We start from the raw sequence: 19,536 nt of genomic DNA, 5'->3' as shown, positions 1-19,536 counted from the left end.
GGCGCCGCTAGGGTGCCTCGTGGTCTGAGGTCGGCAAATCCGAGCGTAGTGACACCGCTATCTCCGTCGGTGAGCGCACCTTAGATGCCGTCCTCTCGCGTAGCCGATCCGCACCTAGCAAGTATTTTTTCGCTGCGCTACGACCGTCGCCTACGCCATCTGAATACTTGTTGAACCGCCCCATTTATTACCTCTTCTAATCATCCCCGTCGCTAATCGCGTGTCGCGATTGGCCAATGACGGGGACGATCGTGGCGGTTGCTCCACTCCATTCAGAGGCCTTCTCACGCGGCGCGCGCATGTTGCGCACCGCGCTTGGGCCCGCGATCGCCGCCTTCCTCGAAGACCCCTCGATTGTCGAGGTGATGCTCAATCCCGACGGCCGGCTTTGGATCGACCGCCTGTCGGGTGGCCTGGAGGATACTGGCCGCACGCTCTCCGCCGCCGATGGCGAACGGATCGTGCGCCTGGTCGCGCACCACGTCGGCGCTGAGGTCCACGCGGATCGGCCGCGTGTCTCGGCCGAGCTGCCCGAGACGGGGGAACGGTTCGAGGGGCTGCTGCCGCCCGTCGTCACCGCGCCGGCCTTCGCCATCCGCAAGCCCGCCGTCGCCGTCTTCACCCTCGACGATTACGTCGCCGCCGGCACCATGACAGCCGGACAGGCGGAGTCGCTGCGCGCGGCCGTCGCGTCGCGGAAGAACATCCTCGTCGCTGGCGGCACCGGCACGGGCAAGACGACGCTCACCAACGCGCTCCTGGCCGAGATCGCCGGCACCAGCGACCGCGTGGTGCTGATCGAGGACACGCGCGAACTGCAATGCCGCGCGCCGAACCTCGTCGCGATGCGCACCAAGGATGGCGTCGCCTCACTGTCAGACCTCGTCCGGTCCTCGCTGCGCCTTCGGCCCGACCGCATTCCGATCGGCGAAGTCCGCGGCGCTGAAGCGCTGGACCTACTCAAGGCCTGGGGCACCGGCCACCCCGGCGGGATCGGCACCATCCACGCCGGCACGGCGCTGGGCGCGATCCGCCGCCTCGAACAGCTCATCCAGGAAGCCGTCGTCACCGTCCCCAAGGCGCTGATCGCCGAGACCATCGATCTCGTCGCGGTGCTGCGCGGCCGCGGCTCCGAGCGCCGCCTCTCCGAACTCGCCCTCATCGCCGGGCTCGATCCCGCCACCGGCGATTACCGCGTCCAACCCGCTGGGGAGGGCGGCGACCCCTTGCCCCCTGGAGACCCATCATGACCCGTGTTCTCGCCATCGCCCTCCGTTCGCGTCGTCGTCTGGCCGAGTTGGTCGCACTCGCGACCCTGACGCTGGCCTTCGCCCCGGCGGCCTATGCCTCCGGCTCCTCGATGCCGTGGGAGACACCGCTCAACTCCATCCTGGAGTCGGTCCAGGGGCCGGTCGCCAAGATCATCTCGGTCATCATCATCACGGTGACCGGCCTGACGCTCGCTTTCGGCGACACGTCCGGCGGCTTCCGCCGGCTGATCCAGATCGTCTTCGGTCTCTCGATCGCCTTCGCCGCGTCGAGCTTCTTCCTCTCGTTCTTTTCGTTCAGCGGCGGGGCGCTGGTCTGATGGCCGCGATCGTCGATCCCGACGTGCCCGGCTTCTTCGCGCCGGTCCATCGCGCGCTTACCGACCCGATCCTGATGGGCGGGGCGCCACGGACCGTCGCGATCGCCAACGGCACGCTCGCGGCGGCGATCGCGCTCGGCCTCCGGCTGTGGATCCCCGGCGCGCTGATCTGGGCCGTGGGCCACGCCGCGGCCGTCTGGGCGGCCAAGCGTGACCCGCAGTTCGTCGACGTCGTTCGCCGGCACCTTCGCTACCCGCCGTATCTGGGGGTCTGAGGCGGCCATGCTGAACCTTGCCGAATACCGCCATCACACCGCAGGCCTCGCCGACTTCCTGCCCTGGGCCGCTCTCGTCGGTGAGGGTGTCGTCCTCAACAAGGACGGCTCCTTCCAGCGCACGGCTCGCTTCCGAGGGCCGGACCTCGACAGCGCCACGCCAGCGGAACTTGTCGGCGTTACCGCACGGCTGAACAATGCGCTGCGCCGCCTCGGCTCCGGCTGGGCGATCTTCGTCGAGGCGCAGCGGATCGCCGCGCAGACCTATCCCCATTCGGCCTTTCCCGATGCCGCGTCGGCGCTGGTCGATCTTGAACGGCAGGACGCGTTTGAGGAAGCGGGCGCGCATTTCGAGAGCCGCTACTTCCTGACCTTCGTCTGGCTACCGCCGGCCGAGGACGCCTCGCGCATCGAGAGCTGGCTCTACGAGGGCCGCGCCCAAAGCGGCGTCGATCCCTGGGAGCTGCTGCGCGGCTTCGTCGATCGCACCAACCGCGTCCTGCAACTGGTCGAGGGCTTCATGCCCGAGGTGGCGTGGCTCGATGACGGCGACACCCTGACCTATCTGCACTCGACCGTCTCGACCCGCCAGCAGCGCGTCCGCGTCCCGGAGACGCCGATGCACCTCGATGCGTTGCTCGCGGATGAACCTCTCGCCGGCGGCCTCGAGCCGCGGCTTGGGTCGCACCACCTGCGCACGCTCACCGTCGTCGGTTTTCCGACCGCGACCCACCCCGGAATCCTCGACGAGCTGAACCGTCTGGCCTTCCCCTATCGCTGGGCCACGCGCGCGATCCTGCTCGACAAGACCGAAGCGGTGAAGCTCCTGACCAAGATTCGGCGGCAGTGGTTCGCCAAGCGCAAGTCGATCGCCGCCATCGTCAAGGAGGTGATGACCAACGAGGCCTCGACGCTGGTCGATAGCGACGCCGCCAACAAGGCGGCCGACGCGGACATGGCGCTGCAGGAGCTGGGCTCCGACGATGTCGGCCAGGCCTACATCACCGCGACTGTCACGGTCTGGGACGAGGATGCCGGCCTCGCGGCCGAGAAGCTCCGCCTGATCGAGAAGGTCATCCAGGGCCGCGACTTCACCTGCATGCCGGAAGGGGTGAACGCGTTGGAGGCCTGGCTCGGGTCCATCCCCGGCCACGCCTACGCCAACGTCCGGCAGCCGCCGGTCTCGACGCTGAATCTGGCTCACATGATTCCGCTCTCGGCGGTCTGGGCCGGGCCGGCGCGCGATGAGCATTTCCAGGCGCCGCCGCTGCTGTTCGGCAAGACCGAGGGTTCGACGCCGTTCCGGCTCAGCCTGCATGTCGGCGACGTCGGCCACACCCTGATTGTGGGCCCGACCGGCGCCGGCAAGTCGGTGCTGCTGTCGCTGATGGCCATGCAGTTCCGCCGCTATCGCAACAACCAGATTTTCGCCTTCGACTTCGGCGGGTCGATCCGCACGGCCGCGCTTTCCATGGGCGGCGACTGGCACGATCTCGGCGGCAGCCTGTCGGCCGGGTCGGAGCTTTCGGTGTCGCTCCAGCCGCTGGCGCGGATCGACGATCAGGCCGAGCGCGCCTGGGCGGCGGAATGGGTGACGGCGATCCTCGCCAAGGAAGGCGTCACGATCGACCCGACCGCCAAGGAGCATGTCTGGTCGGCGCTGACGTTGCTGGCCTCTTCGCCGCGCGGTGAACGGACCATCACCGGCCTCGCGGTGCTGCTGCAATCGACGGCGTTGAAGCAGGCACTTCAGCCCTATTGCATTGGCGGTCCCTCCGGCCGGTTGCTCGACGCCGAGAGCGAGCAGCTTGGTTCGGCGTCAGTCCAGGCATTCGAGACCGAGGGTCTGATCGGCGCGGGCGCAGCGCCAGCCGTGCTGACCTATCTGTTCCATCGCATCGAGGGCCGCCTCGACGGCCGGCCGACGCTGCTCATCATCGACGAGGGCTGGCTCGTCCTCGACGACCCGGCTTTCGCGCAGCAGCTCCGGGAGTGGCTGAAGACCCTACGCAAGAAAAACGCTTCCGTCGTCTTCGCCACCCAGTCGCTCTCCGACATCGACGGCAGCAATATCGCGCCTGCGATCGTCGAGAGCTGCCCGACGCGCATCTTCCTGCCGAACGAGCGCGCGATCGAACCGCAGATCACCGCGATCTATCGGCGCTTCGGTCTCAACGATCGTCAGATCGAGATCCTCGCGCGGGCGACACCCAAGCGCGACTATTACTGCCAATCCCGCCGAGGCAACCGGCTGTTCGAGCTGGGCCTTGGACCTGTCGCGCTCGCCTTCTGCGCCGCATCCTCCAAACAGGACCACGCGGCGATCGAACGCGTCACTACCGAGTACGGCCGTGAGGCTTTCACGCCGGCTTGGCTCGCCGACCACGAGCTCCTGTGGGCGGCCGATCTCATTCCCGACCTGACCAACCTGGAGAAGTCATCATGATCAAGCTGCGCCATCTGGCGGCGGCAAGCGCCGTCGCATTGTCGTTGGGCATTGCCGCGCCGCCGGCCTCGGCGCAGTGGATCGTCTACGATCCGACCAACTTCGGCCAGAACGTGCTGACGGCGGCGCGTGAGCTGCAGCAGATCAACAACCAGATCCAGATGTTGACCAATCAGGCGACGAACCTGGTCAACCAGGCGCGCAATCTCGCCAACCTGCCCATGTCGACGCTGACCCAGCTTCAGTCGTCGATCGCCCAGACCCAGTCGCTGCTCAGCCAGGCGCAGAACATTTCGTTCAATGTCCAGCGCGTCCAAACAGCTTATTCGACCAGCTACGGTTCGGCCGCCGGCACGGGCTCGACGACCGCCATGGTCGCCAACGCCCAGCAGCGCTGGCAGAACTCGGTCGGGGCCTTCGAGGACAGCCTGAAAGTTCAGGCCGGTGTGGTCGGCAACATCCCGACCAACTCCAGCGCCATGACCTCCCTGGTCACGGCCAGCCAGAGCGCGACGGGCGCCTTGCAGGCCGCGCAGGCCGGCAACCAGCTTCTGGCGCTGCAATCGCAGCAGCTCTCCGACGTGGTGGCAGTGCTTTCGGCGAAGAGCCGCGCCGACGCGCTGGAGCAGGCGCGCGTGGCCGCCGCCGAGGCGCAGGGCCAGCAGAACTACAAGACCTTCTCGACGCGCAGCGGCTATCAGCCCGGCAACGTCACCATGTTCTCCGGCAATTGAGGCACGGCGATGCTGGGCCGGTCGGAGATCTTCCGCGCCGCTGTGATCGTCGTGCTAATCGCAGCCTTCATCGCGACCCTCTTCGCGATCAACCGGCGTCCCTCCACGCCGGCCGCTGAGATCGCCCCGACCGTTGCCCCGCCCGCTCCCGATGACCTCACGGCCGAGCTGCGCCGCTGCAGCGCGCTCGGGCCCCAGGATGCCGAGGATGCGCGCTGCGTGGCGGTCTGGGAGGAGAACCGCCGGCGCTTCTTCGGCAGGCCGGCGCGGCCGCTGCCGCCATCGCCGCACCCCGCGACGACGATGGGCGCCGTCGCGCCGGCCACCCCTTCGTCAGGAGACGCGCGATGAACAACGTCGGCGTCATCGACACCTTCCTCAACACCTTCACGACCTACATCGATTCCGGCTTCGGTCTCATCAAGGGTGAGGTCACCTATCTCTCCTCGACGCTGATCGTCATCGACATCACGCTGGCCGGCCTGTTCTGGGCGTGGGGCGCCGACGAAGACATCCTCCAGCGCCTGGTCAAGAAGACGCTCTACATCGGCTTCTTCGCCTTCATCATCACCAACTTCAACAATCTCTCGGCCGTCGTATTCAACAGCTTCGCCGGCCTCGGCCTGAAGGCTGGCGGCTCCTCGATCTCGACGGCCGATTTTCTGCGGCCGGGGAAACTCGCCCAGGTCGGGCTTGATGCGGGCCAGCCGCTGCTCGACGCGGCCAGCCAGATGATGGGTTTCACCAGCTTCTTCGCGAACTTCGTGCAGATCGCGGTGCTGATGGTGTCGTGGCTGCTGGTGCTGATCGCCTTCTTCATCCTGGCGGTGCAGCTCTTCGTCACGCTGATCGAGTTTAAGCTGACGACGCTCGCCGGCTTCATCCTCATTCCCTTCGCCCTCTTCAACAAGACCGCCTTCCTCGCCGAGAAGGTGCTCGGCAACATCGTCGCCTCCGGCGTGAAGGTGATGGTGCTGGCCGTCATCGTCGGGATCGGCACGGGCCTCTTCTCGCAGTTCACCCAGACCTATGCCGGTGGCCAGCCGACGATCGAGCAGGCGCTCTCCGTCGTGCTCGCTGCGCTGGCCATGCTCGGTCTCGGCATCTTCGGACCCGGCATCGCGACTGGCCTGGTCTCTGGCGCACCCCAGCTCGGTGCCGGCGCTGCGGTCGGGACCGGCCTTGCCGTCGCTGGCACCGCAATGGCCGGCGCGGGTGCGCTCGGCCTGGCCGGGAGGGGAGCGATAGCCGCGGCCTCGGGCACGGCCGCCGCCGCCCGTGGCGGCGCGGCGATGGCGGGTGGCGCATCCTCCGCCTACAGCCTGGCCTCCGCCGGCCGGTCCGGCGCCTCGGGCGTGGCGGCCGGCCTCGGCGGGGTCAGCAGGGCCGCCGCGTCTTCAGCGGCGGCGCCTATTCGGCGCGCGGCAGAGCGCGCCGCCGGTTCGATGCGTGAGAGTTTCGCCGCCGGCGCCCGGTCCGGTTTCGCTGCCACCGGCGGCTCATCCACCCAAGGCACGGTTGGCGGCGAGCAGACCGCGAGCGGCAGCGGCGCGCCCGATGCCGGCTCGAATGCGTCCGGCCCGCCCGCCTGGGCCCGCCGCATGAAGCAGAACCAGTCGATGGCGCGCGGCGCCCAGACCGCCGCCCAAGTCCTCAAGTCCGGCGACAGCCATGGCGGCGGCCATTCCGTCGATCTCTCGGGAGAATAGACAATGGCGCTCTTCCGCCGATCCACCGTCCGCTACGGTCGCACCCCGGAACCCGAAACGCCCTATCAGCGCGCCGCCCAGGCGTGGGACGAGCGGATCGGCTCGGCCCGCGTGCAGGCCAAGAACTGGCGCCTTATGGCCTTCGGCTCGCTTGCGCTCTCCATGGGCCTCGCCGGTGGCCTCGTCTGGCAATCGACCCATGGCAGCATCGTCCCTTGGGTGGTCCAAGTCGATAAGCTCGGCCAGGCACAGGCGGTCGCCGCCGCAACGCCCGATTACACCCCGAGCGATCCCCAGATCGCCTGGTATCTCGCTCACTTCGTCGAGATGGTCCGCTCTCTGCCGGCCGATCCCATCATCGTGCGGCAGAACTGGCTCCAGGCCTACGACTTCACCAGCACCTCCGGGTCCCAGGCGCTCAACGACTATGCCCGCGCGAACGACCCGTTCGCCAAGCTCGGCCATCAGCAGATCGCCATCGACGTCTCGAGTGTGATCCGCGCCTCGCCGTCCAGCTTCCGGGTCGAGTGGGTCGAGCACCGCTATCAGGACGGCGCGCTCGCCGACAATTCGCGTTGGACCGCGATCCTCACCGTAGCGATCCAGACGCCGACCTCCGCCGACGTGCTCCGCAAGAACCCGCTCGGCATCTACGTCACCGCCATCAACTGGTCGAAGGAGCTGGGACAATGACCTCGCCGATTTCCATGGAAGCCGGCGGTCCGGCTTCACGTCCTTCAGTCTCTCAGCAGAACCGGCAAGGCGGGATTACGCCTCTCCGTAAAGCCGGCCTTGCGGCTTTGCTACTCTCCGTCTCTGCGCTCGGCGGCTGCGCCCACAAGTTCATTCCGCCCGACATCAACTACGACAGCGCCGTGCCGGCGAAGCTCACCGTCGATCCGCCCGCGCCGGTCAAGATCGTCGAGCTGCCCAAGCCCTTGCCCCTGCCGGGTCAATTGAAGCCGCTCAGCACGGGCAAGCCCACTTCCGAGGCGCCCGATCCCACCGTGCGCGTCAACCAGGCCAATGCCGCCGCCCGAATCCAGCCGGTCCGCAACGGCTTCATCAACGCCGTGCAGGTGTACCCCTATTCCGCGGGCGCGCTCTATCAGGCCTACACGGCGCCCGGCGAAATCACCGACATCGCCCTGCAGGAAGGGGAGCAGCTTGTCGGCACAGGACCCGTCGCCGCCGGCGATACGGTGCGCTGGATCATTGGGGACACGGAAAGCGGTGCGGGTCCGACCAAGAAGGTCCATATCCTCGTGAAGCCAACCCGGCCCGAGCTGGTCACGAACCTAGTCATCAACACCGATCGTCGGACCTACCTGCTGGAGCTGCGCTCGACCGAGAAGACCTACATGGCCTCGGTCTCCTGGCAGTACCCGGAAGACCAGCTCATCGCGCTGCGCCAGCAGAATGCGGCGGCCGAGACCGCCGCGCCGATCGCCACCGGTGTCGATCTCGCCGCGATCAACTTCCGCTATGCGATCGAGGGAGACAGCCCCGCCTGGCGGCCGCTGCGCGCCTTCGACGATGGCCAGAAAGTCTATATCGAATTCCCGTCCGGCATCCGCCAGGGCGAGATGCCGCCGCTCTTCGTCATCGGGCCCGCGGGCGGATCCGAGCTGGTGAACTATCGGGTCCGACAGAACTACTACATCGTCGATCGACTGTTCGCGGCAGCCGAGTTGCGTCTCGGCGACAAGGACAGCGAGCGGCGCGTCCGCATCGTCCGCACCGACGGAAGGCCGCGGTCATGACGGACGAGCCGGAAGAACAACAGCCGGCGCCGACGCCCGTCGTGCCACCCGACCTGCGCCTCAGGGGCGAACGGCCACGCGTCACGCGCCTCTCTCGCAAGGTGCTGATCACGCTCGGAGCCGTGTCCGCGCTCGCCGTCGCCGGAGCGCTCGGCTATGCCCTCCAGACCCACAACAAGGGACAGTCCGGGCAGGAGCTGCTCAGCACCCAGAACCGGCCCTCGGCTGAAGGCCTCGCGGGGCTGCCGAAGGACTACACCGGCCTGCCGCGCCAGGCGCCGCCACTCGGACCGCCGTTGCCCGGTGACCTCGGCAAGCCGATCCTGAATGCCGGCGCCGCGCCGAACACCGGCGCTCCGGCAACCACGCCCGATCCCGCAGCCCAGCGGCTTGCCCAGGAGACGGACGCCGCCCGCGTAAGCCGCCTGTTCGCCCAGACCAACCAGCAGCCGCAGCCGGTCAGCCTGGTCACTCCGCCGGCGACGGGGACGCAGAGCGGTTCGACGCCCACGCCGCCTGTCGACGCCGGATCCGCGCAGAACATGCAGGATCGCAAGACCGCCTTCCTCAACGCCACGCCGGACAAGCGGACGGTCAGCCCCGACCGCCTCGAAGCAAAGGCCTCGCCCTATGTCGTTCAGGCGGGGACGGTGATCCCGGCGGCGCTCATTACTGGAATTCGATCGGACCTTCCGGGTCAGATCACAGCCCAGGTGACCGAGGCCGTCTACGACAGTCCAACCGGGCAGTTTCTGTTGATCCCGCAGGGCGCGAAGCTGATCGGCCAATACGACAGCTCGGTCGCCTTCGGTCAGAGCCGCATCCTCCTCGTCTGGACACGCATCATCATGCCGGACGGCAATTCGATCGTGCTGGAACGACAGCCGGGCGCCGATACGCAAGGCTATGCGGGGCTCGAAGACGAGGTCGATAACCACTGGGGCATGCTGTTCAAGGCCGCCGTCCTCTCGACCCTCCTCAGCGTCGGCGCGGAAGCCGGTACGAGCCAGAACGAGAACAATCTCGTCCAGGCGATCCGCTCGAGCGCTTCGAACTCGATCAGCCAGACCGGCCAGCAGATCGTGCAGCGCCAGCTCAACATCCAGCCGACGCTCACTATCCGACCGGGCTTCCCGGTTCGTGTCATCGTCACGCGCGATCTGGTGCTGGCGCCCTACGGCCACGGAGGGACTCCATGACGAAGCTTAAACTCGGGCCGCTCGCAGACGACAAGCCGGTCAAACTCAGCATCGAATTGGCCGCCGCGGTGCATCGCGACTTAGTTGCTTATGCCGAAATTCTCGGTCGGAGCACCGGCCAGTCCGTGCTCGATCCGGCCAAGCTGATTGCGCCAATGATCGAACGGTTCATGGCGACGGATCGGGCATTCGCTAAGGCGCGACGGAACTCTGCTCAGCCTGGAGCGAGAGCACCCGAGAGATCCGGATAGCGTTCTCGGAGGATATTGAGAAAGGGTGGCAGCGATGGATTGCAATTCGCCGCGCGCCAGTACGCGCGGATTGGAAGCCGAGTTGGCCCCTCCGTGTCATGCACCTCCCGAAAAATGACACCCGGATACGCTGCGCCGGTCGCGCCCTCTAGGACGAGCAAGCTACCCCACCCTGCGCCGACTAGGGTAAGAAGCCGATCAAGTCCGGCATCGTGGCGAAGAACATGGTCAGTGTCGGAATACCCAACTTTGCTGACAAGCATTTTCAGCAATTCGGGCCCCGGACCGCGCTCCGGCAATAACAGCGCTTCGTGCCTCAAATCACTCCAGTGAACCGCATCACGGCCGCTGAGGGAGTGGCTCTCAGGGAGCGCGAGGATCACGCGCTCGCTCCAGACTGACAACGACCTGTCGTTCCATCTCGTATAGCTCTCTGCGACGAAGCCAACGTCGATGGTGGAACAGCTGATATCGCAGATTAGATTGTCGCTCGATCCGTCGACCAGACGCGTCTCGACCTCGGGGAATCGCCGCCGGTGATCAAGGATTGTTGCTCGAAGATTACCGGCGGAAAGCGAAGCATGGACGCCGATGGTCAATCGACCACTCTCGCCTCGGGAGCGAGTCGTGAGGCGGGTTGTGATCATTTCTATCTCATCGAAGACGCGTCGCGCGGCTTCGAGAAATTCTTGGGCCGCAGCCGTTGGCCGTGTTCCTCCATTGGTGCGTTCGAACAGTACCGCTCCCAACCGATTCTCAAGATCCCGAAGCCGCCGGCTAAGCGTGGACTGTCGGATGCTAAGGCTCTCCGCCGCCTGCCTAAGGCTCTTATGCTGGGACGCAATAATCGCCCATCTCAGATCCTGAAGCTCGGGAATCATCTAATAATGCCGTATCAAAATGCGGCAATTGCTTTGCACCACCGCGTAAAGAGCCCTCGTGGAATTGGTTCGTTGCCAATGACGCTGGCGAGTTTGCATGTTGCTGGCTAAAGAAGAGGAATACACTGACTGGCAGTAACTGACAGTGAGAGACGCTTCCAAATCTTTGCCATGGCCGCTCGGTGAGCGGAGGTCGTCAGTAGCAGATGAAATAAGGCTTTCGGAGTTGAAAAGAACATCGAATGCCGGGACACCCATTCATGGCTCCTCCGGACTAGATCGCCTGCGGTGTGGGCGCCGATGTGCGGCTAATTTTACTCCCATCCGCGAACACGTGCGAACGGCCTCGCCAAAGCCCTCGGTAATCCAACTCGTGCACATCCGAATCAGAATAGAGGCCTCAAGAAGGACGATCCATGTCATGGCGTCCGGATTCAGTTTTCAATCGTTCGAAACTTCATCTACGATCAAGGATGCTGCTGTTAGGTCGATCGCACCGCGCGACGGCATGGCTCAGCTGCCCCCGGTCTTGCTCCTGACCACGAGCTCCAGATCGTCCCGCCGGGGGACCCTGTCGCGATTGTCGCCGCATGGGAACGGTAGAGTCTCGCCGATAGGCGTTAGGCGGCTATTGAGCGAGCCGCGGTCTCAACGCTGCTTCGGCTTGATCTCCCTTTTGCCCGCGCGCATATTGGCGGGGCGGGCATTTCATGATCCGCTTGAACGCCGTGCTGAAGGATTTCTCGGATTCATAGCCGAGCGCCAGCCCGATCTCGGAAATAGAGTCGCGAGAATGGGTCAGCCGGTCGGCGGCCAGCGTCATTCGCCATCGTGTCAGATAGTCCATGGGCGAAAGCCCGACCGTCTCCTTGAACTTCAGCGCGAAGGAGGTACGCGACATGGCCGCCTGCTCGGCCATGGCCTGCAACGTCCACCGGTGACCGGGAGATTCGTGCATCGCGTTGATCGCCCCCCGCATCCGCTTGTCGGCAAGCGCGAAGAGCCAGCCGATCCCGTCGCGCCGTCCGTCAGATAGGTGCAGCCGCAAGGCCTGCACCAGCACCATGGTCGCGAGTTGCTGGGCGACGATGAAATCCCCGGGCTGCGGGTCGCACAGTTCCTGCCTCATCCGCTCCACGCACCACCGCAATGTCGCTCGGGCCGGCTCCTCGCGGATGTGGATCAGCGGCGGGAGTATATTCAAGAGCAAATCAGCCTGGCCATCGGCCAGGGTAAAGTAGCCGCCGATGCTCAGAAATTCGCCGCCCCGGTTGTAGGTGACAATACGTCCGTCCTGCACCGGTGGCAGGAGCGCCTCAAGGCCAACCGGTTCCACGGCCATATCGCTGGCGAGTCGAAACGGCTTTCCTCTTGCCAGCAGGAAACATTCACCCGCCCTGACCTTCACCGGTGCGGGCGTGCCGTCGACCGATAGCCAGCATTCGCCTGAAAGAACGGCATGGAATTTGATCCCGTCGTGGCGACCGAATTGCACCGCCCAGTCTCCACTCGCGTCGAATCCGCCCGACACATAGCTGCGCAGCTTCAGCAGCGACAACACATCTGACAGCGGGTCCATGAGCCAATTCTCGAACGATCAAAAACCAAAAACGGACGATAAGGCATAGATCGTCCTGCAGCAAGCGTCCAATCTAGTTCCGGGTTTGAAAGAAACGCTGCGATGCTCGTGTCCGCCGCCTCCAAGCGTCTCCGACCGAAATCGCACTGAAGGGATCGCGGGATGCGGGTTTTCGTTACGGGTGCCACCGGATTTATAGGATTCGCCGTCGTCAATGATCTCGTGAAGGCTGGGCACCAGGTGACCGGACTGGTGCGTTCGGCAGACGCAGCCACCAGGCTTGAGGCCGCCGGAGCAAAAGCCCATCGCGGGTCAATCGAAGATCTGGACGGCCTGCGCCGGGGAGCAGCGGCAGCCGATGCTGTGATCCACACAGCCTTCTTACATTCTCCCATGCAGGCGAGCCTCAACACCCGTCTGCGGGTCATATTCGGCGGAAGCCCGGTCCATATCGTCAAGCGATTCATGACCGCCGCCGTTGCGGTGGACCGGCGCGCAATCGAGACGCTCGGCAATGCGCTCCATGATGGCGAACGATCCCTGGTCAGCGCCTTCCCGACCATGGCGATGACGCCGGGCGCGCTGGCGCTCGAGGACAATTTCGCCGATCCGAATGCACCAGGCGGCGTGAGAGCCTTATCGGAAAAAGCAGCCTTGGCGCTTGTCGCACGCGGCGTCAGGGCCACCATTGTCCGGCTGCCGCCGTCGGTTCACGACGAGACCAAGATGGGTTTGGTGACTCAATTGATCGCCATTGCACGCAAGAAACGCGTTTCCGCCTATGTCGGCGATGGGAAGAACAGATGGGCGGCGGTGCATCGGCTCGATACGGCGAAACTATTCCGGCTCGCGCTCGAAAGCGGCGAGGCCGGCGCCCGATATCATGCCGTCGCGGAGGAAGGAATCCCATTCCGGGATGTCGCGGAAGCCATCGGGAGCAATCTGGGCGTTCCAGTTAAAAGTGTGTCCTCCCAAGACGCTGCCAAGCACTTCGGCTGGCTTGCGCCATTCGTCGCCGCTGACAATCCGGCTTCCAGCCAGGCTACGCAGGAGCGGCTGAGTTGGCGGCCAACGCATGCGCGGCTGATGCCCGATATCGCGACTACCCTTCACAGCACTGACATCGCTCAGAATCCGATCGCTTCTGGCCAGAGATTAGCCCGATGATCAAGCTCAACATCAACGGTCAAATACACCAGGTGCCAGTCGAGGATGACACGCCAATACTCTGGGTGTTGCGCGATTCGATCGGGCTGACCGGCACGAAATTCGGCTGCGGTATTGGCGCTTGTGGCGCCTGCACCATCTTGATCGACGGCAAAGCGGTTCGCTCGTGCACGCTGCCGGTCTCCACGGTTGGCGACGACGAGATCACGACCATCGAGGGGCTGTCACCGAATCGGAACCATGTGCTGCAGCGGGCCTGGATTGCGGCGCAAGTGCCGCAATGCGGCTATTGCCAGTCCGGCATGCTGATGGCCGCGGCGGCGCTGCTAACACAGAGCCCGCAGCCGAGCGATGCTGATATCGACGCGGCCCTGACCAATATCTGCCGCTGCGGGACCTATCAGCGGGTGCGCCAAGCCATTCACATGGCGGCAGGGCGCGCGCAATGAGCCTGCGTCCAAAATTTAGCCGGCGGGGCTTCCTGGTCCTCTCCGGCGCAACCGGCCTGGTGATCGGCGTTGCCGCCCTGTATCGCCACGAACAAGCCGCCAAGGCAGAAGCCAACGCCTTCGATCACTGGCTCCGCATCGAGCGCGACGGCGCCGTCACATTGTTCTGCGGTCGCTCCGAAATGGGCCAAGGCATTTTTACCGGCCTCGGGCAGTTGATGGCCGAAGAACTCGAATGCGACTGGCAGAAGCTCAAGGTGGAGACCGGTCCGGCCGACCCCGCCTTCATCAATCTCTATACCAGTATGGATGTGCTGACGGGTGGGCACGCTGATCAGGATCAGACGGGCGGCTTCAAGGACTGGGGCCTCGCCGCACTCGCCAGGACCGCCAGCGTGCAGGCCACCGGCGCATCGACGAGCGTGCGCGACGGCTTTTTCCGGCTGCGTCAACTTGGTGCCACGGCGCGGGTGATGTTGGTCGAGGCGGCGGCCCGGGAATGGGGCGTGCTGCCGGCAGAATGCGAGGTGGCGGCTGGTGTCGTCCGCCACGTTCCAAGTGGCAGGCGGCGTAGTTACGGTGAACTCGCGGCCAGCGCCGCCAAACTCGACCCGCCCGATCATGTGCCTTTGAAGCCAAGCTCTGCTTGGAATCTGATCGGCAAGAACCTTCCGCGTCTTGACGTACCGGACAAGACCGATGGCAGCGCTATTTACGGCATCGATGTGCGCCGGCCGAACATGTTGTTCGCGGCGGTGGCCAATTGCCCGGTGTTTGGAGGCAAACTCAAGAAGTTCGACGCGGCGGAGGCGCTGAAGCTCCCGGGTGTCAAGATGGTTCAAGCCGTGCCTGGCGGCATCGCCGTAGTCGCAGACACCACATGGCACGCGAAGCAGGGACTCGCAGCCGTTGCAGTAGACTGGGAGGATGGCCCCAACGCCAATCTCAATTCAGCTGCGCTGCAGGCCGACTACTTGGCCGCGCTCGATGGTCCCCTCCATAACATCACTACGACCGGCGATGTGGGTGAGGCGATGAAGAACGCGAGAAAGATCGTAACTGCGGAATACCGCCTGCCGTTCCTTGCCCATGCTCCGATGGAGCCAATGAATTGCACCGCTGAGATCACACCCGATGGCGTTGATGTCTGGGCCCCCTGCCAAAACCAGACGAGGGCGCAGACGGCGGCGGCCAAGGCGGCGGATGTCTCAGCCTCAAAGGTCCGTATCCACACGACCCTTCTCGGCGGCGGCTTCGGCCGACGCGGCGAGGCTGACTTTGTCGCCCAGGCTGTGACCTTAGCCAAGGTGGTCAAGCAACCGGTGCAGGTGATCTGGTCGCGCGAAGAGGACTTGCAGCATGATTTCTACCGGCCGATGGAGCTCGCCCGAATAGCTGGTGGGCTTGACGAGACCGGTATGCCGGTGGCCTGGCAACAGGACGTCGCCACATCTTCGATCTTTGCCCGCGTATTCCCGCCGATTGTCTGGCTGAAAGGCGATCCCGCGATCGCTGAGGGCGCCGCCGAGCTCGCCTATGCGATTCCGAACCATGTGATGGGGAGTTCGACGCAGCCAAGCCTCGTGCCGGTCGGCTACTGGCGCTCGGTCGGCAACTCACAGAATGCGTTCTTCAAAGAGTGCTTTCTGGACGAGATCGCGGCGGCCGGAGGCATTGACCCGGTCGAATTGCGCCGGCGGTTGTTGAGGGGCCAGCCACGCATGCTGGCGGTGCTCGAACGAGTCGCCAAGGAGGGCGATTGGGGCAAGCCCATGCCGCCGGGCCAGGGCCGCGGCGTGGCGCTGCATCCATCCGCGGGAAGCATCGTCGCCGAGGTCGCCGAGGTCGCGGTCGAGGGCGGCAGGCTCAGCGTGAAACGGGTCGTGGCCGCGATGGATTGCGGTCTGGTGATCACGCCCGACAGCGTGGACACGCAGGTTCAGGGCAGTATCGTCTACGGCATGACGGCGGCCCTCTATGGCAAGATCACCATCGAGAAGGGGCGGGTGACCCAAAGCAATTTCCCCGACTACGACATGGTCCGGATGGCGCAGATGCCTAAGGTAGAAGTGCATATCATCGCCAGCACCGCCAATCCCGGCGGTGTCGGCCAGCCGCCCACGGCGCCGATCGCGCCGGCCATCGCCAACGCCATCTTCGCCGCTACCGGTAAACGCGTCCGATCGCTGCCGCTGATCGATGAGGGGTTCACCGTCTAGTGGGGCAGCTCCGTCCGCGCGAACCGTGAAGCCAAATTGAAGGTTCGGGTGGTGCCCCGGAAAGATGAGGTCCCAATGAAGACGATCGTGATGACAGGGGGGACCAACGGCATCGGACTCGCCGCGGCCGAAGAAATACGGCGAGCGCCGGGCGTTCGCCTCTTAGTTGGCGCGCGAAGTAAAGCACCGTCCAAGCTCAAGACTCTGCCGTTCGACCTAGCGCGTCTCGCCAGCGTGCGCAGCTTCGCGGCTGCGGTCGAACAATGGCTCGATGACACGAGCATAGATGGGCTCGTGCTTAACGCCGGCATGCAGGTTCGCGATATTAATCAGCGGACCGAGGATGGGTTCGAGCCCACCTTCGCCGTGAATCATCTCGCCCATTATCTCCTTCTGCGGCTTTTAAGCCCGAAATTAGCCCCCGGCGCCGTCGTGGTGATCACGACGAGCAACCTCCACGATCCCAAGACGCGCGCGGATCGTCAGGCACCTGCCCGACCGGCTCCTCCTCCGTTCGCGTAGGCATCCACCAGGCCAAGGTAACGGCGCTGGTCGGAATCAGAAAGGAAAGCTGCGGTGAAGCTGTTGCGCGCAAGCTGGAGGAGTTGCTCCCTGGTCAGCCCGAAGGCCTCGTGGCAAGCTTTGAAGTTGTCGTTGATATAACCACAAAAATACGAAGGATCGTCGGAATTGATAGTAACGCGCGCGCCTTGCTCATATAGTCGCAGCAATGGCTGCGCGCTGATTGCCGGGATCACTTTCAACCTCAGGTTCGAAATAGGGCATAGCGTCAGCGGAGTCTGTCGTTCGACGATTGCGCGGACCAAATCAGGATCGTCGACGCAGCTATTGCCATGGTCGATCCGGTCGGCTCCCAGGTCGAACGCTTCACGCACGTAAGAAGCCGGCCCCTCCTCACCCGCGTGCATTACAAGCCGAAAGCTGCGACTGCGGCATTCTCGAAGGAAGTTTTTGAACTTGGACGGCGGATGCCCTACCTCCGGCCCGCCCATTCCAATCGCAACGATGTCGTTCGACCATGGCATGAGTTGATCGAGCAGTTGGAACGCGGTTGTCTCGTCCCGGTGGCGCTGGGCAATGATCATCAGCCCCGTGCTGATGCCAAGCTCTTTGGCGGCGTCGGCAAAGGCCCGCTTTACCCCGCCCATCACCGTATCGATCTTGATGCCTCTCGATGTGAAGTTCTGCGTAGCGAGGAAGACCTCTGCGTGCAGCACGTTATCGGCTCGCGCGCGACGCAGGTAAGCCATGGTCATATCATAGAAATCTTGCTCGCTGATCAGTACCGTGCAGCCGATCCAATACAGATCGAGAAACGACTGTAAATCGTCGAACTGATACACTGACCTGAGTTGTTCGATGCTCATCCAAGGCAAGGCGATGTCATTGCGGCGCGCCAGTTCGAAAATCAGCTCCGGCTCAAGGCTGCCTTCCAGATGCATGTGCAATTCGGCCTTAGGCAGACCGCCGATGAAGTCATCCAGTTCATTCACGACACACTGTTCCTTTTCCTTGGGAGGGCCGCAGCCATCGTTCGCTACGACATTTGCTCTAGCGCGGTCAGGATATCGAGCCGGATATTGTCATAGTTCTCCAATCCGACAGACAACCGGATGAGCCCGGCCGAGAAACCATGCGCGGCCCGTTCCTCGGGAGCGTGGGTAGCATGAACGCGGGACGGCCGACCAATTCATGGACGAAGTCGTTGGCGTGCCAGAGGTGCGATCGGCGGTCCTCGTGACAGGGCGCTACGATCTGGTCGTACATGTGGTGGTGTTGCAGGACACCCGACGCCTGAAGGACCTGGCATTCGACCAGTTCACCAACAGGCCGGGGTTCGCCCGTATCGAAACATCGATGATTTTGATGAGCGCAGGAGGGGCGAACTGCCGGTGTTCCGCACTCTCCCGTAGGTCGAACTGACACGATCTCTGCGAGAGACTTCATCCCCCTTTCGTCAATCTAGCGGAGCACTTGCCGACGGGATGAGGATCGTTGAGTCAACGCTGAGGATGTCGGCGACATCGAAGGCCTGGCGTCGTTCTCAGCCTCGGGGCTATGAATGTAGCGCTGCGCGACCTCAACAGGATCGTCGCCCTCTGGCGGACCTGATCACTTACAGCCAGCCTATTCTCTACAGCCACTTCAAGGGCAAGGCCGAGATCAGGGCCGCAGTCGCTACGAGGGGATTTGAGGAGCTCGCGACCCGATTAAAGGCGGAGACCTAAAATATTGCTGGCGCCGATGGCGTATTGCGTAACGTCTGTGCCGCCTACGTTAATTTTGCCCGGTCCCGGCCGATCGTCTATGAGGCGATGTTTGTCTTGCCGACAAACATCAAATTCGCCAGCGATGAAGCGCCATCAGCACTTCGCGCCGCCTTCGAGGCGTTAGTCGCCGCACTAGGTCCAAATCGGCGAGAGCCGGTGTTTCCAGCCGAAGTGCTATGGGGCGCGTTGCATGGCTTGGTCGTCCTTACGCAATCAGGACGCATCCCCGCTTCAGGAACTGAGGCTCGCTTCGAATCCTTGTTGAAAGGTTCAGCAGCGGGGAACCACACGTCGGCGATCACCCCATCGAAAGGGCGACAACCACGTCTGCAACCAAAAAGGGGCGTGGTCCAATGGTACGACCAAATCATCGCTAGAACGCCGCCGTACTGCAGCGGACCGGAGACGCTAATAGCATTTCGATGAGTCGACAGCCGCCCTACTGATCAGTAGTCGTGCGACTAGCTAGATGTATCGTCCTGAATATCGTCCGCGAACCTGCGCATGAGTCGTACCAGGTCTTCGACGTCGCGCTGCTTCCACTCGGCAAAGATTCGTCTGCCAATTCGCTCGCGCGCGTCATCCACCAACTCCGTCATCGCTTTACCCTTGGCCGTGATGGTTGCCTCGCGAACGCGACGATCGGCGGCGCCTCCTTGGCGCTCAACGAGGCCCAATGCCTCTAACTTCGCGACTTGACGACTGACAGTGGTGTAGTCACGCCCGACGCGATCGGCGAGACCGACGACGCCTACTGGGCCCAACCGCTCCACCATGACCAACAGCGGGAACAACGCTCGATCGAGCGTGATTCCAGCTTCCCGCACCATTGCGGCGTCGCGCTGTGGACGGTTCATCACGCTCACAATGTCGATCAACGCGCCGTGAAGCTCGCGGAGTTGAGACCGTATGTGTGTATTATGCACTTGTTTAGTTGACTCCATGCGCAAGCTCCAATTATGTGCATATTACACACATGGAGATG

At 64.1% G+C, this 19,536-nt stretch carries 22 protein-coding genes and 1 pseudogene; 17 read left to right on the top strand and 6 right to left on the bottom strand.

What is annotated here, in order from left to right; genetic code table 11:
* Positions 1–236: 236 nt before the first annotated feature.
* The 11 genes from trbB to V5F78_RS14495 are packed head-to-tail and all read left to right on the top strand — an operon-like array spanning position 237 to position 9,965.
* A complete protein-coding gene (gene trbB / locus V5F78_RS14545; protein WP_394071343.1) occupies positions 237–1,250 on the top strand; it encodes a P-type conjugative transfer ATPase TrbB in 1,014 nt (337 codons plus the stop codon).
* Positions 1,247–1,588, top strand: a complete 342-nt coding sequence (locus V5F78_RS14540) for a TrbC/VirB2 family type IV secretion system protein (protein WP_394071344.1) — start codon at positions 1,247–1,249, stop codon at positions 1,586–1,588. Before trbB ends, V5F78_RS14540 begins: the two co-directional genes overlap by 4 nt.
* Positions 1,588–1,863, top strand: a complete 276-nt coding sequence (locus V5F78_RS14535; protein ID WP_394071345.1) for a VirB3 family type IV secretion system protein — start codon at positions 1,588–1,590, stop codon at positions 1,861–1,863. Before V5F78_RS14540 ends, V5F78_RS14535 begins: the two co-directional genes overlap by 1 nt.
* A 7-nt stretch (positions 1,864–1,870) precedes the next feature.
* Positions 1,871–4,309, top strand: coding sequence for a conjugal transfer protein TrbE (gene trbE, locus V5F78_RS14530; protein WP_394071346.1), 2,439 nt, complete (start codon positions 1,871–1,873; stop codon positions 4,307–4,309).
* Positions 4,306–5,043: a P-type conjugative transfer protein TrbJ gene (gene trbJ, locus V5F78_RS14525; protein ID WP_394071347.1), complete on the top strand. Its 738-nt coding sequence runs from the start codon at positions 4,306–4,308 to the stop codon at positions 5,041–5,043. The genes trbE and trbJ overlap by 4 nt, the downstream gene beginning before the upstream one ends.
* Positions 5,044–5,052: 9 nt before the next feature.
* Positions 5,053–5,394 (top strand): putative entry exclusion protein TrbK-alt, encoded by a 342-nt coding sequence (gene trbK-alt, locus V5F78_RS14520; RefSeq protein WP_394071348.1) that lies wholly within the window; start codon positions 5,053–5,055, stop codon positions 5,392–5,394.
* Positions 5,391–6,752, top strand: coding sequence for a P-type conjugative transfer protein TrbL (trbL, locus tag V5F78_RS14515; protein WP_394071349.1), 1,362 nt, complete (start codon positions 5,391–5,393; stop codon positions 6,750–6,752). The genes trbK-alt and trbL overlap by 4 nt, the downstream gene beginning before the upstream one ends.
* A 3-nt stretch (positions 6,753–6,755) precedes the next feature.
* A complete protein-coding gene (gene trbF / locus V5F78_RS14510) occupies positions 6,756–7,445 on the top strand; it encodes a conjugal transfer protein TrbF (RefSeq protein WP_394071350.1) in 690 nt (229 codons plus the stop codon).
* Complete coding sequence (gene trbG / locus V5F78_RS14505; RefSeq protein ID WP_394071351.1) at positions 7,442–8,515, top strand: P-type conjugative transfer protein TrbG; 1,074 nt, start codon at positions 7,442–7,444, stop codon at positions 8,513–8,515. Before trbF ends, trbG begins: the two co-directional genes overlap by 4 nt.
* A complete protein-coding gene (locus V5F78_RS14500) occupies positions 8,512–9,714 on the top strand; it encodes a TraB/TrbI/VirB10 family type IV secretion system protein (protein ID WP_394071352.1) in 1,203 nt (400 codons plus the stop codon). The genes trbG and V5F78_RS14500 overlap by 4 nt, the downstream gene beginning before the upstream one ends.
* Complete coding sequence (locus V5F78_RS14495) at positions 9,711–9,965, top strand: DUF2274 domain-containing protein (protein ID WP_394071353.1); 255 nt, start codon at positions 9,711–9,713, stop codon at positions 9,963–9,965. The genes V5F78_RS14500 and V5F78_RS14495 overlap by 4 nt, the downstream gene beginning before the upstream one ends.
* Here the strand turns inward: V5F78_RS14495 and V5F78_RS14490 are convergent.
* The 3 genes and pseudogenes from V5F78_RS14490 to V5F78_RS14480 all read right to left on the bottom strand — a co-directional run bounded on the left by V5F78_RS14490 (position 9,929) and on the right by V5F78_RS14480 (position 12,425).
* Positions 9,929–10,564, bottom strand: coding sequence for a LysR family substrate-binding domain-containing protein (locus V5F78_RS14490; RefSeq protein WP_394071397.1), 636 nt, complete (start codon positions 10,562–10,564; stop codon positions 9,929–9,931). The genes V5F78_RS14495 and V5F78_RS14490 overlap by 37 nt on opposite strands.
* A 150-nt stretch (positions 10,565–10,714) precedes the next feature.
* Positions 10,715–10,846: pseudogene (locus tag V5F78_RS14485) on the bottom strand (helix-turn-helix domain-containing protein); the annotation flags it as partial.
* A gap of 628 nt (positions 10,847–11,474) precedes the next feature.
* The gene (locus tag V5F78_RS14480; protein ID WP_394071354.1) at positions 11,475–12,425 is read right to left on the bottom strand and encodes an AraC family transcriptional regulator; all 951 of its coding nucleotides are present in this window, start codon (positions 12,423–12,425) and stop codon (positions 11,475–11,477) included.
* A 162-nt stretch (positions 12,426–12,587) separates the two neighbouring features.
* Between V5F78_RS14480 and V5F78_RS14475 the strand changes: the two genes are divergently transcribed.
* The 4 genes from V5F78_RS14475 (at position 12,588) to V5F78_RS14460 (ending at position 16,782) form a co-directional block, all read left to right on the top strand.
* On the top strand, positions 12,588–13,592 hold the full coding sequence (locus V5F78_RS14475; RefSeq protein WP_394071355.1) for an SDR family oxidoreductase: 1,005 nt from the start codon (positions 12,588–12,590) through the stop codon (positions 13,590–13,592).
* Complete coding sequence (locus tag V5F78_RS14470) at positions 13,589–14,041, top strand: (2Fe-2S)-binding protein (RefSeq protein WP_394071356.1); 453 nt, start codon at positions 13,589–13,591, stop codon at positions 14,039–14,041. Before V5F78_RS14475 ends, V5F78_RS14470 begins: the two co-directional genes overlap by 4 nt.
* Positions 14,038–16,260 (top strand): xanthine dehydrogenase family protein molybdopterin-binding subunit, encoded by a 2,223-nt coding sequence (locus tag V5F78_RS14465; RefSeq protein WP_394071357.1) that lies wholly within the window; start codon positions 14,038–14,040, stop codon positions 16,258–16,260. Before V5F78_RS14470 ends, V5F78_RS14465 begins: the two co-directional genes overlap by 4 nt.
* Positions 16,261–16,335: 75 nt before the next feature.
* Positions 16,336–16,782, top strand: a complete 447-nt coding sequence (locus V5F78_RS14460; RefSeq protein ID WP_394071358.1) for an SDR family NAD(P)-dependent oxidoreductase — start codon at positions 16,336–16,338, stop codon at positions 16,780–16,782.
* Here the strand turns inward: V5F78_RS14460 and V5F78_RS14455 are convergent.
* Together V5F78_RS14455 and V5F78_RS14450 are read right to left on the bottom strand one after the other, a co-directional pair.
* Positions 16,743–17,774, bottom strand: coding sequence for an adenosine deaminase (locus V5F78_RS14455; protein ID WP_394071359.1), 1,032 nt, complete (start codon positions 17,772–17,774; stop codon positions 16,743–16,745). The two genes, V5F78_RS14460 and V5F78_RS14455, sit on opposite strands and share 40 nt — an antisense overlap.
* 44 nt (positions 17,775–17,818) lie before the next feature.
* On the bottom strand, positions 17,819–17,971 hold the full coding sequence (locus V5F78_RS14450) for a PLP-dependent transferase (protein ID WP_394071398.1): 153 nt from the start codon (positions 17,969–17,971) through the stop codon (positions 17,819–17,821).
* A 2-nt stretch (positions 17,972–17,973) separates the two neighbouring features.
* Between V5F78_RS14450 and V5F78_RS14445 the strand changes: the two genes are divergently transcribed.
* Both V5F78_RS14445 and V5F78_RS14440 read left to right on the top strand, forming a co-directional pair.
* A complete protein-coding gene (locus V5F78_RS14445) occupies positions 17,974–18,204 on the top strand; it encodes an Lrp/AsnC ligand binding domain-containing protein (RefSeq protein ID WP_394071360.1) in 231 nt (76 codons plus the stop codon).
* 329 nt (positions 18,205–18,533) lie between these two features.
* Positions 18,534–18,977, top strand: a complete 444-nt coding sequence (locus V5F78_RS14440; protein WP_394071361.1) for a TetR-like C-terminal domain-containing protein — start codon at positions 18,534–18,536, stop codon at positions 18,975–18,977.
* 35 nt (positions 18,978–19,012) lie between these two features.
* On the opposite strand, the gene V5F78_RS14435 is transcribed toward V5F78_RS14440, so the two are convergent.
* Positions 19,013–19,495 (bottom strand): MarR family winged helix-turn-helix transcriptional regulator, encoded by a 483-nt coding sequence (locus V5F78_RS14435; protein ID WP_394071362.1) that lies wholly within the window; start codon positions 19,493–19,495, stop codon positions 19,013–19,015.
* Between the last annotated feature and the right edge of the window lie 41 nt (positions 19,496–19,536).

The sequence above is a fragment of the Roseixanthobacter glucoisosaccharinicivorans genome (genome assembly GCF_043195095.2).
In the GTDB taxonomy this organism is placed as follows: Bacteria; Pseudomonadota; Alphaproteobacteria; order Rhizobiales; family Xanthobacteraceae; genus NCEH01.
The sequence above is the reverse complement of the archived record's forward strand: the minus strand, read 5'-3'. Positions and strand labels throughout refer to the sequence as shown.

Excerpts from the sequence above, each read along its gene's own strand:
- trbG (WP_394071351.1), top strand. The coding sequence starts at position 7,442 with ATGACCTCGCCGATTTCCATGGAAGCCGGCGGTCCGGCTTCACGTCCT.
- trbF (WP_394071350.1), top strand. The coding sequence starts at position 6,756 with ATGGCGCTCTTCCGCCGATCCACCGTCCGCTACGGTCGCACCCCGGAA.
- V5F78_RS14460 (WP_394071358.1), top strand. The coding sequence starts at position 16,336 with ATGAAGACGATCGTGATGACAGGGGGGACCAACGGCATCGGACTCGCC.
- trbB (WP_394071343.1), top strand. The coding sequence starts at position 237 with ATGACGGGGACGATCGTGGCGGTTGCTCCACTCCATTCAGAGGCCTTC.
- V5F78_RS14470 (WP_394071356.1), top strand. The coding sequence starts at position 13,589 with ATGATCAAGCTCAACATCAACGGTCAAATACACCAGGTGCCAGTCGAG.
- V5F78_RS14445 (WP_394071360.1), top strand. The coding sequence starts at position 17,974 with ATGGACGAAGTCGTTGGCGTGCCAGAGGTGCGATCGGCGGTCCTCGTG.
- V5F78_RS14500 (WP_394071352.1), top strand. The coding sequence starts at position 8,512 with ATGACGGACGAGCCGGAAGAACAACAGCCGGCGCCGACGCCCGTCGTG.
- trbE (WP_394071346.1), top strand. The coding sequence starts at position 1,871 with ATGCTGAACCTTGCCGAATACCGCCATCACACCGCAGGCCTCGCCGAC.
- V5F78_RS14495 (WP_394071353.1), top strand. The coding sequence starts at position 9,711 with ATGACGAAGCTTAAACTCGGGCCGCTCGCAGACGACAAGCCGGTCAAA.
- trbJ (WP_394071347.1), top strand. The coding sequence starts at position 4,306 with ATGATCAAGCTGCGCCATCTGGCGGCGGCAAGCGCCGTCGCATTGTCG.
- V5F78_RS14475 (WP_394071355.1), top strand. The coding sequence starts at position 12,588 with ATGCGGGTTTTCGTTACGGGTGCCACCGGATTTATAGGATTCGCCGTC.
- V5F78_RS14435 (WP_394071362.1), bottom strand. The coding sequence starts at position 19,495 with ATGGAGTCAACTAAACAAGTGCATAATACACACATACGGTCTCAACTC.
- V5F78_RS14540 (WP_394071344.1), top strand. The coding sequence starts at position 1,247 with ATGACCCGTGTTCTCGCCATCGCCCTCCGTTCGCGTCGTCGTCTGGCC.
- V5F78_RS14535 (WP_394071345.1), top strand. The coding sequence starts at position 1,588 with ATGGCCGCGATCGTCGATCCCGACGTGCCCGGCTTCTTCGCGCCGGTC.
- V5F78_RS14480 (WP_394071354.1), bottom strand. The coding sequence starts at position 12,425 with ATGGACCCGCTGTCAGATGTGTTGTCGCTGCTGAAGCTGCGCAGCTAT.
- V5F78_RS14465 (WP_394071357.1), top strand. The coding sequence starts at position 14,038 with ATGAGCCTGCGTCCAAAATTTAGCCGGCGGGGCTTCCTGGTCCTCTCC.
- trbK-alt (WP_394071348.1), top strand. The coding sequence starts at position 5,053 with ATGCTGGGCCGGTCGGAGATCTTCCGCGCCGCTGTGATCGTCGTGCTA.
- trbL (WP_394071349.1), top strand. The coding sequence starts at position 5,391 with ATGAACAACGTCGGCGTCATCGACACCTTCCTCAACACCTTCACGACC.